Source organism: Kitasatospora sp. NPDC127060 (assembly GCF_042724935.1).
Classification (GTDB): Bacteria; Actinomycetota; Actinomycetes; order Streptomycetales; family Streptomycetaceae; genus Kitasatospora.
Map to the genome: position 1 here is coordinate 24,843 of NZ_JBHXEG010000083.1, position 15,610 is coordinate 40,452.

Genomic DNA, 15,610 nt, shown 5'->3' on the forward strand with positions numbered 1-15,610 from the left:
CCCCTTTTGCATGCCGCGCCGGACCCGGATGCCCCCTTGTGCGCACCCGGGCCCATGGACTAAACCTCTGTGCCATCTGGTCCAGACCATTTGACGCCGCTTCAGAGAACAGGCCCGGTATGCCCACTCGCACCTCAGCCCTGCTCGCCGCCGCCACCGTCGCCGTGCTGCTCGCGGCCCCCGCCACCGCCCACGCCGCCGACGGCCGGCCCGGGCACGGGCCCAGGCTGAAGGGCCAGCGGGTCGGCTACTTCACCCAGTGGGGCGCCGACAGCTCCGCCAAGCGGGTCCAGGACTCCGGCCAGGCCGCCAAGCTGACCGTGGTCAACTACGCCTTCGGCAACGTCTCCGCTGACGGCACCTGCTTCGCGAGCGACGACGCCGGCCAGGGCGACGCCCGCGACGACTACCAGCGCTCCTTCTCCGCCGCCGAGTCCGTCGACGGCGTGGCCGACACCCCGGACCAGCGGCTCAAGGGCCACTTCAACCAGCTGCGCAAGCTCAAGGCGAAGAACCCGCAGCTGCGCACCGTCATCTCGCTGGGCGGCTGGAGCTGGTCCAAGTACTTCTCGGACGCGGCCGCCACCGACGCCTCCCGCAAGAAGTTCGTCTCCTCCTGCATCGACCTCTACCTCAAGGGCGACCTGCCGGTCCTGGCCGACTCCCCGGAGGGCGGCGCGGGCGCGGCCGCCGGCGTCTTCGACGGCATCGACATCGACTGGGAGTACCCGGGCGGCGGCGGGGACGCCGACAACGTGGTCCGCCCCGAGGACGGCCACAACTACACCCTGCTGATGCGGGAGTTCCGCACCCAGCTGGACCGGCTGAGCGCGGCCGAGGGCAAGAAGGGGCGGCACTACCTGCTCACCGCCGCCGTCGCCGCCAACGAGACCGTCGCCGACCGGCTCGAACTGCCCCAGCTGAGCCGGTCGGTGGACTGGCTCAACCTGATGGCCTACGACCTGCACGGCCCCTGGGAGGGCAAGGGTCCGGCGAACCACCAGGCCAACCTCTACCCCGACCCGGCCGACCCGGACCCGCGCCGCCGCAGCGCGGACAGCGCCGTCACCCACTACCAGGAGCGCGGCCTGCCCTCCGAGCAGCTCGTCCTCGGCGCCCCGCTCTACGGCCACGGCTGGACCGGCGTCGCCCCCGGGACGCGCGGCGGCCTCTACCGGAGCGCCACCGCCGCCGCGCCCGACCACTCCTACCAGGAGCTCAATGCGCTGCCCGGAAAGGTGTATCTGGACCGCGACCACGGTGCGTCCTGGAAGTACGACGGCACCGCCTTCTACAGCTACGACACCGCCGAGGTGCTCACCCAGAAGGCCCGCTACGCCCGCTGGAACGACCTGGCCGGGGTGATGGTCTGGTCGCTGGACGGCGACGACGCCCGGGGCAGTGCGATCGCCGCCCTGGACCGCGGCCTGCGCCGGGACTGACCTGCGCCCCCGCTCCCGGCCCCGGGGAACGCGCGAGGGCCCGCCGACACGCGGTCGGCGGGCCCTTCACGGCGGTGTCAGACCCGGTCGCAGGCCTGCGCCCGCAGGGCCCGGGCCAGGTCGTCCCGGCGCTCCAGCACCAGCCGGCGCAGCGCCGGCGCGGCCTGCGGGTGGCCGTCCAGCCAGGCGTCCGCCTCGGCCAGGGTGTGCTCGTCGGTCTGGGCGATCGGGAAGAACCCGCCGACGATCCGCATCGCGATCTCGATGGTCCGCTCGGCCCAGACCTTCTCCAGCAGCTTGAAGTACGGCGCCGCGTAGAGGGCGGTCAGGTCGCGCTGGGCGGGGATGGCGAAGCCCGCGCTGTTGGCCTCGACCAGGGCGCTCGGCAGCTCGTCCGAGTCGATCACGGCCGACCAGGCGGCGGCCTTGGCCTCCGGGGTCGGCCGGGCGGCCAGGCACTGGGTGTACTGGTGCTTGCCGCCCGCGGTGTTGTCGGCGGCCAGTTCCCCGGCCAGCTCCTCGTCGCCGGCCTGTCCGGCGGCGGCCAGCGCCCGCCAGAGCGACCAGCGCAGCTCCTGGTCGACCTCCAGGCCGTCGATCCGGGCGCTGCCCGCCAGCAGGCCGCGGACCAGCCCGAGGTGCTCGGCGCCGCCCGCGGTCTGGGCCAGGAAGCGGGCCCAGGCGAGCTGGTGGTCGCTGCCGGGGACGGCGTCGCGCAGCTCGCGCAGGGCGCCGTCGGCGAGCTGCCGGGCGCCCTCGGCGCGCCACTCGGGGGCGGCGTACAGGTCGACGGCGGTCCTGGACTGGGCGTGCAGCGACTGCAGCACGCCGATGTTGCCCTCCTGGCCGGCGAAGCGCAGCACCAGGGCGACGTAGTCGCGGGCCGGCATCAGGCCGTCCCGGGTGAGGTTCCAGACCGCGGACCAGGCGAGCGCCCGGGCCAGCTCGTCGCGGATCTCGCCGAGGCCGGTGCGCAGGGTCTCCAGCGAGGCGTCGTCGAAGCGGATCTTGCAGTAGGTCAGGTCCTCGTCGTTGAGCAGCACCAGGGCCGGGCGTCGGCGGCCGACGGCCCCGGCGACGACGGTGCGGGCGCCGGTGACGTCCAGCTCGATCCGCTCGGTGCGCACCAGGGCCCCGTCGGCGTCCCGGTCGTACAGGCCGACCGCGATCCGGTGCGGGCGCAGTACGCCACCCGACGGAGCCGCAGGATCGTTCGCGGTGTCCTGGAGCACGGCCAGTTCGGTGATCCGGCCCTCGGCGTCGGTGGTGACCTGCGGGGTGAGCGCGTTGACCCCGGCGGTCTGCAGCCAGGCGGCGGCCCAGCTCTTCAGGTCGCGCCCGCTGGTCTCCTCCAGCACGCCCAGCAGGTCGCCCAGTTCGGTGTTGCCGAAGGCGTGCTGCTGGAAGTAGAGGCGGGCGCCCTGGAAGAAGGCCTCCGAACCGACGTACGCGACCAGCTGCTTGAGGACGGAGGCGCCCTTGGCGTAGGTGATCCCGTCGAAGTTGAGCTTGGCGTCCTCGAGGTCGCGGATGTCGGCGGTGATCGGGTGGGTGGTGGGGAACTGGTCCTGCCGGTAGGCCCAGGCCTTGCGCTGGTTGGCGAAGGTGACCCAGGCGGAGGAGTACCGGGTGCGGGCGCCGATCAGCGCGTAGGAGCCCATGAAGTCGGCGAAGGACTCCTTCAGCCACAGGTCGTCCCACCAGCGCGGGGTGACCAGGTCGCCGAACCACATGTGCGCCATCTCGTGCAGCACGACGTTCGCGCGGGCCTCGTAGGCGGCGTCGGTGACCTTCGAGCGGAAGACGTACTCCTCCTTGAAGGTCACGCAGCCCGGGTTCTCCATCGCGCCGATGTTGTACTCGGGGACGAAGGCCTGGTCGTACTTGCCGAAGGGGTACGGGAAGTCGAACTCCTCGTGGAAGAAGTCGAGTCCGAGCTTGGTGACGCCGAGGATCTCCTCCGCGTCGAAGTGCTGGGCGAGCGACTTGCGGCACAGCGCGGAGAGCGGGATCTCCAGGGTGGTGCCGTCGGCGAGTTCGCGGCTGTAGTGGTCGGTGACGACGTGGTACGGGCCGGCCACCACGGCGGTGAGGTAGGTGGAGATCGGCTGGGTCGGCGCGAACTCCCAGGTGCGGGCGCCGTCCTCCTCGGTCACGCTGCTGTGCACGGCGTTGGAGCGCACGTCCCAGGCCGCCGGGGCGGTCACCGTGAAGGTGAACGGGGCCTTCAGGTCGGGCTGTTCGAAGTTCGCGAACACCCGGCGGGCGTCGGCCGGCTCGTAGTGGGTGTAGAGGTAGGTCTCGCCGTCGGCCGGGTCGACGAAGCGGTGCAGGCCCTCGCCGGTGCGGCTGTAGGCGCAGTCCGCCTCGACGGTGAGGACGTTCTCGGCGGCCAGTCCGTCGACGTGCACCCGGGCGCCGTCGTAGGCGGTGGCCGGGTCCAGGGCGCGGCCGTTGAGGGTGATCGAGCGGACGGCCGGGGCGAGCAGGTCGAGGAAGGTGCCGGCGCCGGGTCGGGAGCAGCGGAAGGCGACGGTGGTGGTGGAGCGGAAGGTCGCTGCCGTCGGGTCGGGGGCCGAGGTCAGGTCGAGCCGGACCCGGTAGTCGTCGACGGCCAGGACGCCGGCTCGCTGCTGCGCTTCCTCGCGGCTCAGGTTCTTGCCCGGCACGGCGGTACTCCTTTGTCCGGCTCGCACGGTGGTGCGTGTGTGAGGGGTGCGGTTCCGTGTGCGGTGTGCGCCGCGCACGCAGGGGGCATCCTTTCACGCCGCTCCCGACCGGTACCATTGCACAGGTCGCCGCGTCCGGGCCGGAATCAGCGGCCTCCCGCGGGTGTTGGGAACCGGTTGGGGCGATGCCCCGCTGCCTCGGAACACCTCACGAAGGACGAGACCCAGTGACGACTGCCGCTGAGCGCAAGACCGCCGATTTCTGGTTCGACCCGGCCTGCCCGTGGGCGTGGATGACGTCCCGCTGGCTGATCGAGGTCCAGCAGCTGCGCCCGGTCGACGTGAACTGGCACGTGATGAGCCTGTCGGTGCTCAACGAGCACCGCGACCTGCCGCAGAACTACCGCGAGCTGCTGGACAACGCCTGGGGCGCGGTGCGGGTGTGCGTCGCGGCCGCCCAGCAGCACGGCGAGGAGGTGCTGGGCCGGCTGTACACCGAGCTGGGCCTGCGCTTCCACAACCAGGGCCTGCCGCAGAACCGGGAGACCATCGAGGCCGCTCTGGTGGCCGCGGGCCTGCCGGCCGGTCTGGCTGACGCGGCGGACACCGACGCGTACGACGAGGCCCTGCGCGCCTCCCACAAGGAGGGCATCACCCTGGTCGGCGAGGACGTCGGCACCCCGGTGATCGCGGTCGAGGGCGTGGACGGCGAGCGGGTCGCGTTCTTCGGCCCGGTGGTCACCCCGGCCCCGAAGGGCGAGGCCGCGGCCCGGCTGTGGGACGGCACCCTGCTGGTGGCCTCCACCCCGGGCTTCTACGAGATCAAGCGCACCCGTACGGCGGGCCCGTCCTTCGAGTAACGGCCCGCGACGCACGCACGCACGGGGAAGGGCCCGGTACCGAGGTACCGGGCCCTTCCGCATGCCGTTCGTTGCCCTTGTTGTGCCGCGCTGTGCCGTGCCGTGCCGCGCTGTGCTGTGCTGTGCCGTGCCTGGCCGTTGCCGGGCCTAGCGGGCGGCGGCCGCTTCCCGGCGCTGCTTGAGCAGTCCGGCCCCGATCAGCAGCGCGACCAGCACCCCGGCCGCGTACAGCTGCTGGCGGTTGCCCTCGGTGGTGGTCATCAGGGCGAGGATGCCGGCCACGGCGGCCATCGCGACCCAGGTCAGGTACGGGTAGCCCCACATCTTCACGGTGAGCAGCTCGGGCGCCTCGCGCTCCAGCCGACGGCGCATCCGCAGCTGGACGATGCAGATGAACAGCCAGACCACCAGGATCGCGACGCCGGTGGTGTTCATCAGCCAGGTGAACACGGTCTCCGGCCAGAACTTGGCGGCCAGCACGGCGCCGAAGCCGAACAGGCAGGAGGCCAGCACGGCCCGGCGCGGCACCCCGCCGGACACCTTGGCCAGTGCCTTGGGGCCCTGGCCGCGGCCGACCAGCGAGTACGCCATCCGGGAGGCGCCGTAGATGTTGGCGTTCATCGCGGACAGCAGCGCGATCAGCACCACCGTCTCCATGATCGTCCCGGCCGCGGGCACCCCGAGGTGGCGCAGCACCGTGACGTACGGGCCGTCGGCGACGACCGCCGGGTCCTTCCAGGAGACCAGGGTGACGACCAGGGCCATCGAGCCGATGTAGAAGATCGCGATCCGCCACACCGCCGTGCGCACCGCGTTGGCGACGTTCTTCTTGGGATCGTCGGACTCGGCGGCCGCGATGGTCACCGTCTCCAGGCCGCCGTAGGCGAAGACCGAGGCGAGCAGGCCGACGATCAGTCCGCTGACGCCGGTGGGCAGGAAGCCGCCCTGGCCGGTGAGGTTGGCGGCGCCGGGGGCGCCGGGGCCGATCACGCCGGCGATGCCGAGCCCGCCGAGGACCAGGAAGGCGATGATCGCGGCGACCTTGATGGTGGCGAACCAGAACTCGAACTCGCCGAAGTTCTTCACCGCGGTCAGGTTGCTGACGCAGAAGAAGACCATGAACAGGGCGACCCAGACCCAGGAGGAGACCCCGGGTATCCAGCCGTTGACGATCTTCCCGGCCGCGGTGGCCTCGGCGGCGACGCCGCAGCAGAGCATTACCCAGTACATCCAGCCGGCCGTGATCCCGGCCCAGGGGCCGATCTCCTTCTCGGCGTGCACCGAGAAGGAACCGGAGGCCGGACGGGCGGCGGACATCTCGCCGAGCATCCGCATGATCAGCATGACCAGCAGGCCGGACAGGGTGAAGGCGAGGATGATCGCCGGTCCGGCGGCCGCGATGCCGGCGCCGGAGCCCACGAACAGGCCCGCGCCGATGACGCCGCCGAGGGCGATCATCGACAGATGGCGCTGCTTCAGCCCGTGGCTGAGCTGCTGACCACCGGACGGCGGGGGAGTGGCGTCGGTGGTCCCGGGCGCCGAGGGCGCGGGGGTGGGGGCCATAGGGGCGGTTCCAGACTGTGCGGAATGCGGCATGAGTTGTCCAATATCCGGGGACCCCGCTGCCCATGCCAAGGAAGTCCGCCGCGGGCCCACCATGCGGACCGGGTGGTGACGGTACGTGGCGGTAGATTGACGGGCCGTCCCACTGGGGCGGTTCCGACAATCCCGGAGGGCGGGGCTTTGTCCGAAACCGTGGCGGTGACGCAGTGGATCACCGCGTAGGTTCACAGGTGTTCACTCACCTGGACCTTCACGGAGGAGTCCCGATGGCCACTGCCACCACCCCGATAGCGCGCCGCGCCGTCCTCGCCGACCTGCTGCCCACCGCCTCCACCCGCCTCGGCGCCCAGGTCCGCGACCTGGCCCTGGTGGTCGGTGGTGCCGCGCTGACCGGCGTGGCCGCCCAGCTGTCGGTGAACGTCCCCGGCTCGCCGGTGCCGGTCACCGGCCAGACCTTCGCCGCCCTGCTGGTCGGCACCGCGCTCGGCGCCCGGCGCGGCGTGGCCTCGCTCGCGCTCTACCTGCTGGCCGGCATGGCGGGCCTGCCCTGGTTCGCCGAGGGCACCTCGGGCTGGGCCATGCCCTCCTTCGGCTACGTGCTCGGCTTCGTCCTCGCCGCCGCCCTGACCGGCGCGCTGGCCCGCCGCGGCGCCGACCGCACCCCGCTGAACACGGCCGCCACCATGGTCCTGGGCAGCCTCGCCATCTACGCCGTCGGCGTGCCGTACCTGGCCCTGAGCCTGCACGTGTCGCTGGCCCGCGCCGCCGAGCTGGGCCTCTACCCGTACCTGGTCGGCGACGCGCTCAAGGCCGCCTTCGCGGCCGGCGCCCTGCCGCTCGCCTGGAAGCTGCTCGGCCGCCGCTGAGCCTCCGGCCCCCCGTTGTCGGGCCCGGGCGCCCGCGCATGCCACACTCATGGGCATGCGCGTGTACCTGGGCTCCGACCATGCCGGATACGAACTGAAGAACCACCTGGTGGAGTGGCTGAAGGGGGCCGGCCACGAGCCGGTCGACTGCGGGCCGCACATCTACGACGCCGAGGACGACTACCCGCCGTTCTGCCTGCGCGCCGCCGAGCGCACCGCCGCCGACCAGGACGCCCTGGGCATCGTGATCGGCGGCTCGGGCAACGGCGAGGCGATCGCCGCCAACAAGGTCAAGGGCGTCCGTGCGGCGCTGGCGTGGAGCGTGCAGACCGCCGAGCTCGGCCGTCAGCACAACAACGCCAACGTGATCTCCATCGGCGGCCGGATGCACACCGCCGAGGAGGCCACCGAGTTCGTCGAGGTCTTCCTCAAGACCCCGTACAGCGGCGAGGCCCGGCACACCCGCCGGATCGAGATGCTGAGCGAGTACGAGACCACCGGCGAGCTCCCGCCGATCCCGGCGCACCACCCGCAGGGCTGATCACCCCCCACCCGCCACCGACGGCCGGCCGCACCCTCCGTGCGGCCGGCCGTCGTCGTCCGCCCCCGGCCCGCACGCCCCCGCCGCGGGGCCGCGGGCCTGTGGGATCGGCCACAGGCCCCCCGGCCCGGCCGCGCTCCCGTGCGCGGGGCGCACGCGCCGCCCGCGGGCTCCGTACGCCCAACCGGCGCACGCCTCCTGACGGCACGCCCGCCACCGGCCCGATCGTCCGAAACCCGCTGAACGGCCCGCGCGCCGCCGGCGCCGCCCGCCCCCGGGCCGTCGACGCCGAGCCGTACCCGTGGATAGGGTCGGTCCCCATGGCTGGCAGACCGCCGGGCGCACCGCCCCAGACGACTGCGACGAGGCCCGGCGCCGCCCAGGCGTCCGAGCCCGTGACGGCCCGGCTGCGCAAGAGGCTCCGCCGGGTCCGCCGAAGGCTGCGCACGGCCGGTGTCGACTACTTCCGCGGCGGTGCCGCCGACTGGCCGGTGCTCTGCGCGCTGGCCCTGCTCGTCCCGCTGATGATCCTGCTCAACATCTGGATCCCGGACTGGGCCCCGCCCACCGCCCTGGTCCTGCCGATCCTGGCCGGCGCCCTGCTGCTGCGCCCCGGCAGCCTGGTGGTGCTGTACGCGCTGGCCGCCCTCGGGCTGTCCGCCGAGTCCGTGATCCACACCGGCCAGCGGGTCGCCAGCGAGAACCCGGAGGCCTACGTCTACGGCGTGACCCCGGGCGCGGCCCTGGTGGTCGGCGCCGCCGGGGTGGGCGGCCTGCTGCTGGCCCAGTTCCGGGCCCGGGTCGGCGTCCCCTGGTGGGGCGGCTCCACCATGCTGTTCGACCTGCGCGAGCGGCTGCGGGTGCAGAGCCGGGTGCCCGAGCTGCCGGCCGGCTGGCACGCGGACATGGCGCTGCGTCCGGCCGGCGGCCAGTCCTTCTCCGGCGACTTCGTGGTGGCCGCCCGCACCGGCCCCGGCCAGCGGCTGCTGGAGGTGGTCCTCGCGGACGTCTCCGGCAAGGGCATGGACGCGGGCTCCCGGGCGCTGCTGCTGTCCGGCGCCTTCGGCGGCCTGGTCGGCTCGCTGCCCGCGCACGACTTCCTGCCCGCGGCCAACGGCTACCTGCTGCGCCAGTCCTGGGAGGAGGGCTTCGCCACCGCCGTCCACCTGGTGCTGGACCTGGACAGCGGCGAGTACGAACTGCTCTCGGCCGGGCACCTGCCCGGGATGCAGCGGCTGGCCGGCGAGGGGCGCTGGGAGGTCAAGGAGGCCGAGGGCCCGTTGCTCGGGATCTACGACGGCGCCAAGTTCGACGGCGTGCGCGGCCGGCTCAACCGCGGCGACGTGCTGATGCTGTGCACCGACGGCATGGTCGAGGCGCCCGGCCGGGACCTCGCCGAGGGCATGGACCGGCTGATGGGGGAGGCCGACCGGCTGGTCCCCGGCGGCGCCCCGGGCAGTGGCGCGGGAGCGGCGGGCTCGCTGATCGAGACGGTGGCCCGGGACATCAACGACGACCGCGCCGTGCTGCTGCTCTGGCGGGACTGAGGACCGCGGCCGGTCGGCACATGCCTCCGGCACTCCTGTCAAGCCTGGCAGCTGATCTTCGGCCATATCGGACCCCCCGTCGGCTGACCGGACCTGCCGCTTCCGCTCCCCGCTCCCGGGCGCTTCCCGGCCGCTCAGCACCGCCCCGCCGACGATTCGTCAGAACGGCTCGGCTATCGTCCCGGTCGGCGGAAACTCGTCTCGCATCGCAGGATCTGGGCGTTGGGCTGACTGTCAGACCTTTACGCAATCGGCACGGTCGACCACACTGAGTCCGGGCGGGACTGTTCAGGATTCGGGGGATGGGGGGTGACACGTGCGGCACAGCAGACAGCGGTCCGGCGCGGGCCCCTTCACCGGCGGTGCGCCGGACGGTCCGCGATTCCGCCTCGGGACCGTCGGACAGGCCGGGGTCCGGCTTCGCAGGTGCCGCCGGGCGGCGGCGCCACGCTATGAAACGAGGAAGTGAGTCCGGGTGGCACTCTCCGTCTCCGCGCTGGTCCTGTTCGCGATCCTGTGCATCATCTTCATCCGGAACAAGCAGCTGAAGATCCCGCACGCGATCGTCGCCGCCCTGTTCGGTTTCATGCTGCACGAGACCACGATGGCGACCTCCATCAACTCCCTGCTGGCCAACCTGGCGCACAGCATCTCCAGCATCACCGGCGGCTGACCGGCCGGGCCGACGGGCGCCCTCTCGCGCCCTTCGGTTCGGGGTGCGAGCGGGCGAGTCGCTGCTACCGGCCGGCCCGCCGGGCTTCCCGCCAGCGGGCGAACAGACCCCGGGGGCGCGCCGCCACCGGGGCCGGGGCACGCACCGGCGCGGGTGCCGCGGCACCCGCCGGCGCGGCCGTGACCGGTGCTGCCCGTTCCGCCGTCAGCAGCACGAACAGCCGCGCCCAGCAGAGCCGTTCGCCGCGCGGCCAGTCCAGCGCGCGCAGCGCCGCGGAAGCCGCCTCCGACACCTCGCCGCCCACCCGGACCTCGGCGACGTCGTCGCCGGCCTTCCCGCCCAGGAAGAGCTTCACCCCGACCGGGCCCGGCCCGGCCAGCTCCTGACGCAGCGCCGGCGCCAGCGCCGACAGCACCCGGTGCTCGGCGAGCCAGGCCGCCAGGTGTTCGTTGCCGAAGCCGAACACCGCCGCCGGCCCCTGCACGGCCCGCCAGCCCGGGAGTTCGGGCAGGTCCGGGCGGTCGGCGTGGATCCCCCGGCCGTCCGCCAGCTCGACCAGCACCGAGGCGGTGGTGGTCGCCCACATCTTCACCGCGTTCGCGAGCTTCTCCTCCTCGGTCTTGCCGAGGCCGGCCGCGCAGTCCCACACCACCGGTGCGTCCGCCCTGCCCAGCTGCAGCACGAAGCCGAGGTCCACGTGCCCGGCGCCGTCGTCCCCGGGGTGCTCGCGCACCGCCACGGCCGTGGTGCCGGGGCCGCGCACCACCTCGCCGTCCGGATGGAACTCCTGGCCCAGCCGCGCCATCTCCAGGACCACACAGCGCTGTATGACGGCCAGTCGCTCCTGCGGACGCACCGGGACTCCTCCACCTAGGGAGCGCGGCGCGTCGGGTCGCGCTCGAACTGCGCTCGAACGCCGCCGAGGCTATCGGCCCGACCGCCGTGCGGGAAACCGTGCGGACGCCACGGTCCTGCGGTCGCGGAAATGTCCTGAATGCCCCACTTTGGGGAGCGACCCTGAAGGCCGCCCGCCCGGAGACGCCGCATGCCCCGCACCGACCTGACCCAACCGCCGCGCCCGCTCCTGCTCCCCGGGCTGCCGACCGGCCCGGACGGCTCCGGCCTGGTCGCCGAGATCGAGGCCTACCTCGCCTCGCTGCCCGCGCCCGCGCGCACCCCCGGGCCGTACGTCTGCCGGTACGGCAGCACCCTGCGCCCCTGGCAGGCCGGCCACCCCGAGCCCCGGGCCACCCTGCTCGACCGGGCGCTGCGCCGCCCGGCGCGGCCCGTCCCGGTCACCGCCGCCGACCACCTGCGGCTGGCCTCGCGCTACATCGGCGCCCACGGCTGGCTGCAGGGCGCGATGTGGGACGGGGCCGGCCGGGTCTGCCTGCTCGGCGCCCAGGCCGCCGTCCTGGCGTACGGCTACGGCACCCCGGCGACCGTGCGCACCGGCCGGGTCCAGCTGATGGAGGTGCTGCACGCCACCGGCCGCCCGGCGCGCTCCCCGGACGAGTTCAACGACCGCCCCACCACCCGGGAGGGCGACGTCCACCAGCTGCTCGACCGGGCCGCCGCCCGGGCCGCCCGGTTGGGCCTCTGAACGGCCGAGCCTCTGGAGTGCCGGGCCGCTGAAGCGCCGTACCGGGCCCGGGAACGCCGACGGCCCCGGTGCGCTGGGCGCACCGGGGCCGGACCGGAAGAGCGGGTGACGAGAATCGAACTCGCGTGACTAGTTTGGAAGACTAGGGCTCTACCATTGAGCTACACCCGCGCGAACCCGCCGACCGTTGCCGGCCGGAAGTTCGGGAGACAGCGTACCTGGTCCGGTCCCTCCCGTGCACACCGCATTCCCCGGGCACCCCTTCCGCCGTGCTCCCGTCGTGCCCCGAATAAGTCGACGAGCCGTACGGGCCCGGCGTGTACGCTTCCTCTCGGCACCACGGGGTGTGGCGCAGTTTGGTAGCGCGTCCGCTTTGGGAGCGGAAGGCCGTCGGTTCGAATCCGGTCACCCCGACAGTGCGGCAGGGTCTCGCCCACCGGGGCGGGGCCCTGTTCTGTTGGGCGGTACGGTGGCGCCTGGCGTCCGCCTTTCGTGGTACCGGTAGGATGGGGCGCTGGCGGTAGTCCCTGTGGCGTCAACCCAGGTCAACCGCACGAGGGCGAGGAGTCAAGCTCACCGTCCACCCACACGGGAGATGCAGCTCCAACCGCCCATCGCCCGTCTCGTCCGACCCACCCGTACCGGCTCCGGCCGGGCGTGCGGGCCGGGCGGAGACAACCTGACCGCAAGCCCCTAGGAGACCTAACCGTGAAGAGCGCCGTCGAGACTCTGAACCCGACCCGGGTTCGACTCACCGTCGAGGTGCCCTTCGAGGAGCTCAAGCCCAGCCTCGACGCGGCGTACAAGAAGATCAACCAGCAGGTCACGGTTCCGGGCTTCCGCAAGGGCAAGATCCCGGCTCGCGTCATCGACCAGCGTTTCGGCCGCGGTGCCGTGCTGGAGGAGGCCGTCAACGACGCCCTGCCGCGCTTCTACACGCAGGCCGTCGACGAGGGCAAGATCGAGGTCCTCGGCCAGCCCGACATCACCAACATCGAGGGTGTCGAGAAGATCGCCGACGGCGGTGACCTGAAGTTCACCGCCGAGGTGGACATCCGTCCGGAGATCACCCTGCCGGAGTTCTCCTCCATCGAGGTGACCGTCGACCCGATCGCCGTCTCCGACGAGGACATCGAGAAGTCGCTGGAGCAGCTGCGCGAGCGCTTCTCGTCGGTCAAGGACGTCGAGCGCGCCGCCGCCGAGGGCGACATCGTGGTCGTCGACCTGATCGCCAAGGTCGACGGCGAGGTGCCGGAGGACGGCACCGCCAGCGGTGTCAGCTACGAGATCGGCTCGGGCCGCCTCATCGACGGCATCGACGAGGCCGTGCTCGGCCTGTCGGCCGGCGAGGAGAAGACCTTCGAGACCGAGCTCAAGGGCGGCACCCAGGCCGGCCAGACCTCCGAGGTCACCGTCACCGTCACGGCCGTCCAGGAGAAGGAGCTGCCGGAGCTGGACGACGAGTTCGCCCAGCTGGCCAGCGAGTTCGACACCCTGGAGGACCTGCGTGCCGACTCCCGCAAGCGCCTGGAGCGCATGAAGGAGTACGACCAGGCCACCCAGGCCCAGGAGAAGGTCCTCGACGCCCTGCTCGCGCTGGTTGAGATCGAGTACCCCGAGAAGCTCCTGAAGGACGAGATCGAGACCCGCAAGCACAACCTCGAGCACCACCAGCTCGAGCCGATGGGTCTGAACATCGAGACCTACCTGGAGACCCAGGGCAAGACCCGCGAGGAGTGGGAGGCGGAGATCGAGGAGCAGGCGAAGAAGGGCATCAAGACCCAGTTCGTCCTGGACCAGATCGTCGCCAACGAGGAGCTGGGGGTCAACCAGGAGGAGCTCACCGAGCACCTCATCCGCCGTGCCGCCGGCTCGGGCCTCACCCCGGACCAGTTCGCCCAGCAGGTCGTCCAGGGCGGCCAGGTTCCGCTGCTGGTCGGCGAGGTCGCCCGCGGCAAGGCGCTGGCCACCGTGGTCGAGGCCGCCAAGGTCGTCGACACCGAGGGCAACGAGATCAACTTCGACGACGAGGACGAGACGGCCGAGACCGTCGAGGCCGCCGCCGACGAGAAGGCCGAGGAGAGCACCGAGGCCTGAGTGCCCCGGTAGCCCCCTGAGGCGCTGCAGCGGGCCCGGACGCCGTACGGTGTCCGGGCCCGCTGTCGTCCCACCGCGGCCCCGCGCGACCCTGCGCTCACAGCGAACAGTTCTGCGTGAGGGATTCTGCGGCCGGGCCTGCGCGTTAGGGTCCTTGGACAGCAACAATCACAACGTGATACCCGGAAGCTGTGCGACACCGTGACGGCCGTCGATCGACCGTCCAAATCGACTGAGCAGGTGGCTAAGTGACGTTCCCGCAGATGCAGATGCCTGGCCCGATGGCGCCGCACGCCGCCGCTGGTGACGTGCTCGGGGGCCTTGGCGACCAGGTCTACAACCGACTGCTCAACGAGCGGATCATCTTCCTCGGCCAGCAGGTCGACGACGACATCGCCAACAAGATCACCGCGCAGCTGCTGCTGCTGGCCGCGGACCCCGAGAAGGACATCTTCCTCTACATCAACTCCCCGGGTGGCTCGATCTCGGCGGGCATGGCGATCTACGACACCATGCAGTACATCAAGAACGACGTCGTCACCATCGCGATGGGCATGGCCGCCTCGATGGGCCAGTTCCTGCTGACCGCCGGCGCCAAGGGCAAGCGCTTCTCGCTGCCGAACGCCAACATCCTGATGCACCAGCCCTCCGCGGGCCTCGGCGGCTCGGCCACCGACATCCGCATCCAGGCCGAGCAGCTGCTCCGCACCAAGAAGCGGATGTCCGAGCTGATCGCCTTCCACAGCGGCCAGTCCTTCGAGCAGATCACCCGGGACTCCGACCGCGACCGCTGGTTCACCCCGGAGGAGGCCCTGGAGTACGGCCTCATCGACGCGATCATGCACAGCGCCGCGGACGTCCCCGGCGGCGGCGGCACGGGCGCCTGAGCCTCGGCCCGGCCCACGAGACCACAGCCACAACGCCCCGGAGGACAAGAACCCCCATGAACATCCCCAGCCTGTCGGCCGCCCAGGCCCGCGTCGAGGACATGCGCGCCGAGGGCCGCTACATCGTCCCGCGGTTCGTCGAGCGCACCACGCAGGGCATCCGCGAGTACGACCCGTACGCCAAGCTGTTCGAGGAGCGCATCATCTTCCTCGGCTCGCAGGTCGACGACGTCTCGGCGAACGACATCATGGCGCAGCTGCTGTGCCTGGAGTCGATGGACCCGGACCGCGAGATCCAGATGTACATCAACTCGCCCGGCGGCTCCTTCACCGCCCTGACGGCCATCTACGACACCATGCAGTACGTCAAGCCGGACATCACCACGGTCTGCATGGGCCAGGCGGCCTCCGCCGCGGCCGTGCTGCTCGCCGCCGGCACCCCCGGCAAGCGGATGGCGCTGCCGAACGCCCGCATCCTGATCCACCAGCCGTACACCGAGACCGGCCGCGGCCAGGTGTCCGACCTGGAGATCCAGGCCAAGGAGATCTTCCGGATGCGCGAGCAGCTGGAGCAGATGCTCTCCAAGCACTCCAACAAGTCGGTGGAGCAGGTGCGCGAGGACATCGAGCGCGACAAGATCCTGACCGCCGAGGAGGCCGCCGAGTACGGCCTGGTCGACCAGATCATCTCCACCCGCAAGACCTCGCTGACCTCCTGAGGACGGCACCGTCGGGGGGGGGGGGGGGCCCCGGGGGGGGGCCCCCCCCCCCCCCCCCGGGGGGGGGGGGGGGGGGGGGGGTTGGGGTTCAATAACCCCCCGGGGGGGGGGGGCCCCGGGCCCGGGGGGGGGAAACCCGGGCC

General features: G+C 72.4%; 13 protein-coding genes and 2 tRNA genes. 11 read left to right on the forward strand and 4 right to left on the reverse strand.

What is annotated here, in order from left to right; genetic code table 11:
* Positions 1–119: 119 nt before the first annotated feature.
* Positions 120–1,442, forward strand: coding sequence for a glycoside hydrolase family 18 protein (locus tag ACFWIS_RS33065; protein ID WP_380461377.1), 1,323 nt, complete (start codon positions 120–122; stop codon positions 1,440–1,442).
* Positions 1,443–1,519: 77 nt separating this feature from the next.
* Here the strand turns inward: ACFWIS_RS33065 and pepN are convergent, their stop codons facing one another.
* The gene (gene pepN, locus ACFWIS_RS33070; RefSeq protein WP_380461378.1) at positions 1,520–4,111 is read right to left on the reverse strand and encodes an aminopeptidase N; all 2,592 of its coding nucleotides are present in this window, start codon (positions 4,109–4,111) and stop codon (positions 1,520–1,522) included.
* A 185-nt stretch (positions 4,112–4,296) separates the two neighbouring features.
* Between pepN and ACFWIS_RS33075 the strand changes: the two genes are divergently transcribed.
* Complete coding sequence (locus tag ACFWIS_RS33075) at positions 4,297–4,971, forward strand: DsbA family protein (RefSeq protein WP_380461379.1); 675 nt, start codon at positions 4,297–4,299, stop codon at positions 4,969–4,971.
* Positions 4,972–5,118: 147 nt separating this feature from the next.
* Here ACFWIS_RS33075 and ACFWIS_RS33080 read toward each other — a convergent pair whose 3' ends face one another.
* A complete protein-coding gene (locus ACFWIS_RS33080) occupies positions 5,119–6,534 on the reverse strand; it encodes an amino acid permease (RefSeq protein ID WP_380461380.1) in 1,416 nt (471 codons plus the stop codon).
* 266 nt (positions 6,535–6,800) lie between these two features.
* Here ACFWIS_RS33080 and ACFWIS_RS33085 point away from each other — a divergent pair, with 266 nt between their 5' ends.
* From ACFWIS_RS33085 to ACFWIS_RS33100, 4 genes are all read left to right on the forward strand, one after another.
* Positions 6,801–7,400 (forward strand): biotin transporter BioY, encoded by a 600-nt coding sequence (locus ACFWIS_RS33085; RefSeq protein WP_380461381.1) that lies wholly within the window; start codon positions 6,801–6,803, stop codon positions 7,398–7,400.
* A 55-nt stretch (positions 7,401–7,455) separates the two neighbouring features.
* Positions 7,456–7,941 (forward strand): ribose-5-phosphate isomerase, encoded by a 486-nt coding sequence (locus ACFWIS_RS33090; RefSeq protein ID WP_380461382.1) that lies wholly within the window; start codon positions 7,456–7,458, stop codon positions 7,939–7,941.
* A 320-nt stretch (positions 7,942–8,261) separates the two neighbouring features.
* The gene (locus ACFWIS_RS33095; RefSeq protein WP_380463675.1) at positions 8,262–9,488 is read left to right on the forward strand and encodes a PP2C family protein-serine/threonine phosphatase; all 1,227 of its coding nucleotides are present in this window, start codon (positions 8,262–8,264) and stop codon (positions 9,486–9,488) included.
* Between the two features lie 475 nt (positions 9,489–9,963).
* On the forward strand, positions 9,964–10,161 hold the full coding sequence (locus ACFWIS_RS33100; protein WP_188304780.1) for a hypothetical protein: 198 nt from the start codon (positions 9,964–9,966) through the stop codon (positions 10,159–10,161).
* 64 nt (positions 10,162–10,225) lie between these two features.
* On the opposite strand, the gene ACFWIS_RS33105 is transcribed toward ACFWIS_RS33100, so the two are convergent.
* Entirely contained in the window at positions 10,226–11,017 is a 792-nt protein-coding gene (locus tag ACFWIS_RS33105; RefSeq protein ID WP_380463677.1) for a DUF6348 family protein, read from the reverse strand.
* Positions 11,018–11,206: 189 nt separating this feature from the next.
* On the opposite strand from ACFWIS_RS33105, the gene ACFWIS_RS33110 reads away from it, so the two are divergent.
* Positions 11,207–11,764 carry a hypothetical protein gene (locus ACFWIS_RS33110; RefSeq protein WP_380463679.1) on the forward strand — a complete coding sequence of 186 codons (558 nt, stop codon included), beginning with the start codon at positions 11,207–11,209 and terminating at the stop codon, positions 11,762–11,764.
* A gap of 100 nt (positions 11,765–11,864) precedes the next feature.
* Here the strand turns inward: ACFWIS_RS33110 and ACFWIS_RS33115 are convergent.
* Positions 11,865–11,935 (reverse strand) — tRNA-Gly (locus ACFWIS_RS33115).
* 169 nt (positions 11,936–12,104) lie between these two features.
* Here ACFWIS_RS33115 and ACFWIS_RS33120 point away from each other — a divergent pair.
* From ACFWIS_RS33120 to ACFWIS_RS33135, 4 genes are all read left to right on the forward strand, one after another.
* Positions 12,105–12,178: transfer RNA gene (locus ACFWIS_RS33120), tRNA-Pro, on the forward strand.
* 294 nt (positions 12,179–12,472) lie between these two features.
* Positions 12,473–13,861, forward strand: coding sequence for a trigger factor (gene tig, locus ACFWIS_RS33125; protein WP_380463681.1), 1,389 nt, complete (start codon positions 12,473–12,475; stop codon positions 13,859–13,861).
* A 269-nt stretch (positions 13,862–14,130) separates the two neighbouring features.
* A complete protein-coding gene (locus tag ACFWIS_RS33130; RefSeq protein WP_046386806.1) occupies positions 14,131–14,748 on the forward strand; it encodes an ATP-dependent Clp protease proteolytic subunit in 618 nt (205 codons plus the stop codon).
* Positions 14,749–14,804: 56 nt separating this feature from the next.
* Positions 14,805–15,467: an ATP-dependent Clp protease proteolytic subunit gene (locus ACFWIS_RS33135; RefSeq protein WP_329931164.1), complete on the forward strand. Its 663-nt coding sequence runs from the start codon at positions 14,805–14,807 to the stop codon at positions 15,465–15,467.
* Positions 15,468–15,610: the final 143 nt, after the last annotated feature.

Excerpts from the sequence above, each read along its gene's own strand:
- ACFWIS_RS33110 (WP_380463679.1), top strand. The coding sequence starts at position 11,207 with ATGCCCCGCACCGACCTGACCCAACCGCCGCGCCCGCTCCTGCTCCCC.
- ACFWIS_RS33095 (WP_380463675.1), top strand. The coding sequence starts at position 8,262 with ATGGCTGGCAGACCGCCGGGCGCACCGCCCCAGACGACTGCGACGAGG.
- ACFWIS_RS33085 (WP_380461381.1), top strand. The coding sequence starts at position 6,801 with ATGGCCACTGCCACCACCCCGATAGCGCGCCGCGCCGTCCTCGCCGAC.
- ACFWIS_RS33065 (WP_380461377.1), top strand. The coding sequence starts at position 120 with ATGCCCACTCGCACCTCAGCCCTGCTCGCCGCCGCCACCGTCGCCGTG.
- ACFWIS_RS33130 (WP_046386806.1), top strand. The coding sequence starts at position 14,131 with ATGCCTGGCCCGATGGCGCCGCACGCCGCCGCTGGTGACGTGCTCGGG.
- ACFWIS_RS33135 (WP_329931164.1), top strand. The coding sequence starts at position 14,805 with ATGAACATCCCCAGCCTGTCGGCCGCCCAGGCCCGCGTCGAGGACATG.
- ACFWIS_RS33080 (WP_380461380.1), bottom strand. The coding sequence starts at position 6,534 with ATGGCCCCCACCCCCGCGCCCTCGGCGCCCGGGACCACCGACGCCACT.
- ACFWIS_RS33090 (WP_380461382.1), top strand. The coding sequence starts at position 7,456 with ATGCGCGTGTACCTGGGCTCCGACCATGCCGGATACGAACTGAAGAAC.
- ACFWIS_RS33075 (WP_380461379.1), top strand. The coding sequence starts at position 4,297 with ATGCCCCGCTGCCTCGGAACACCTCACGAAGGACGAGACCCAGTGACG.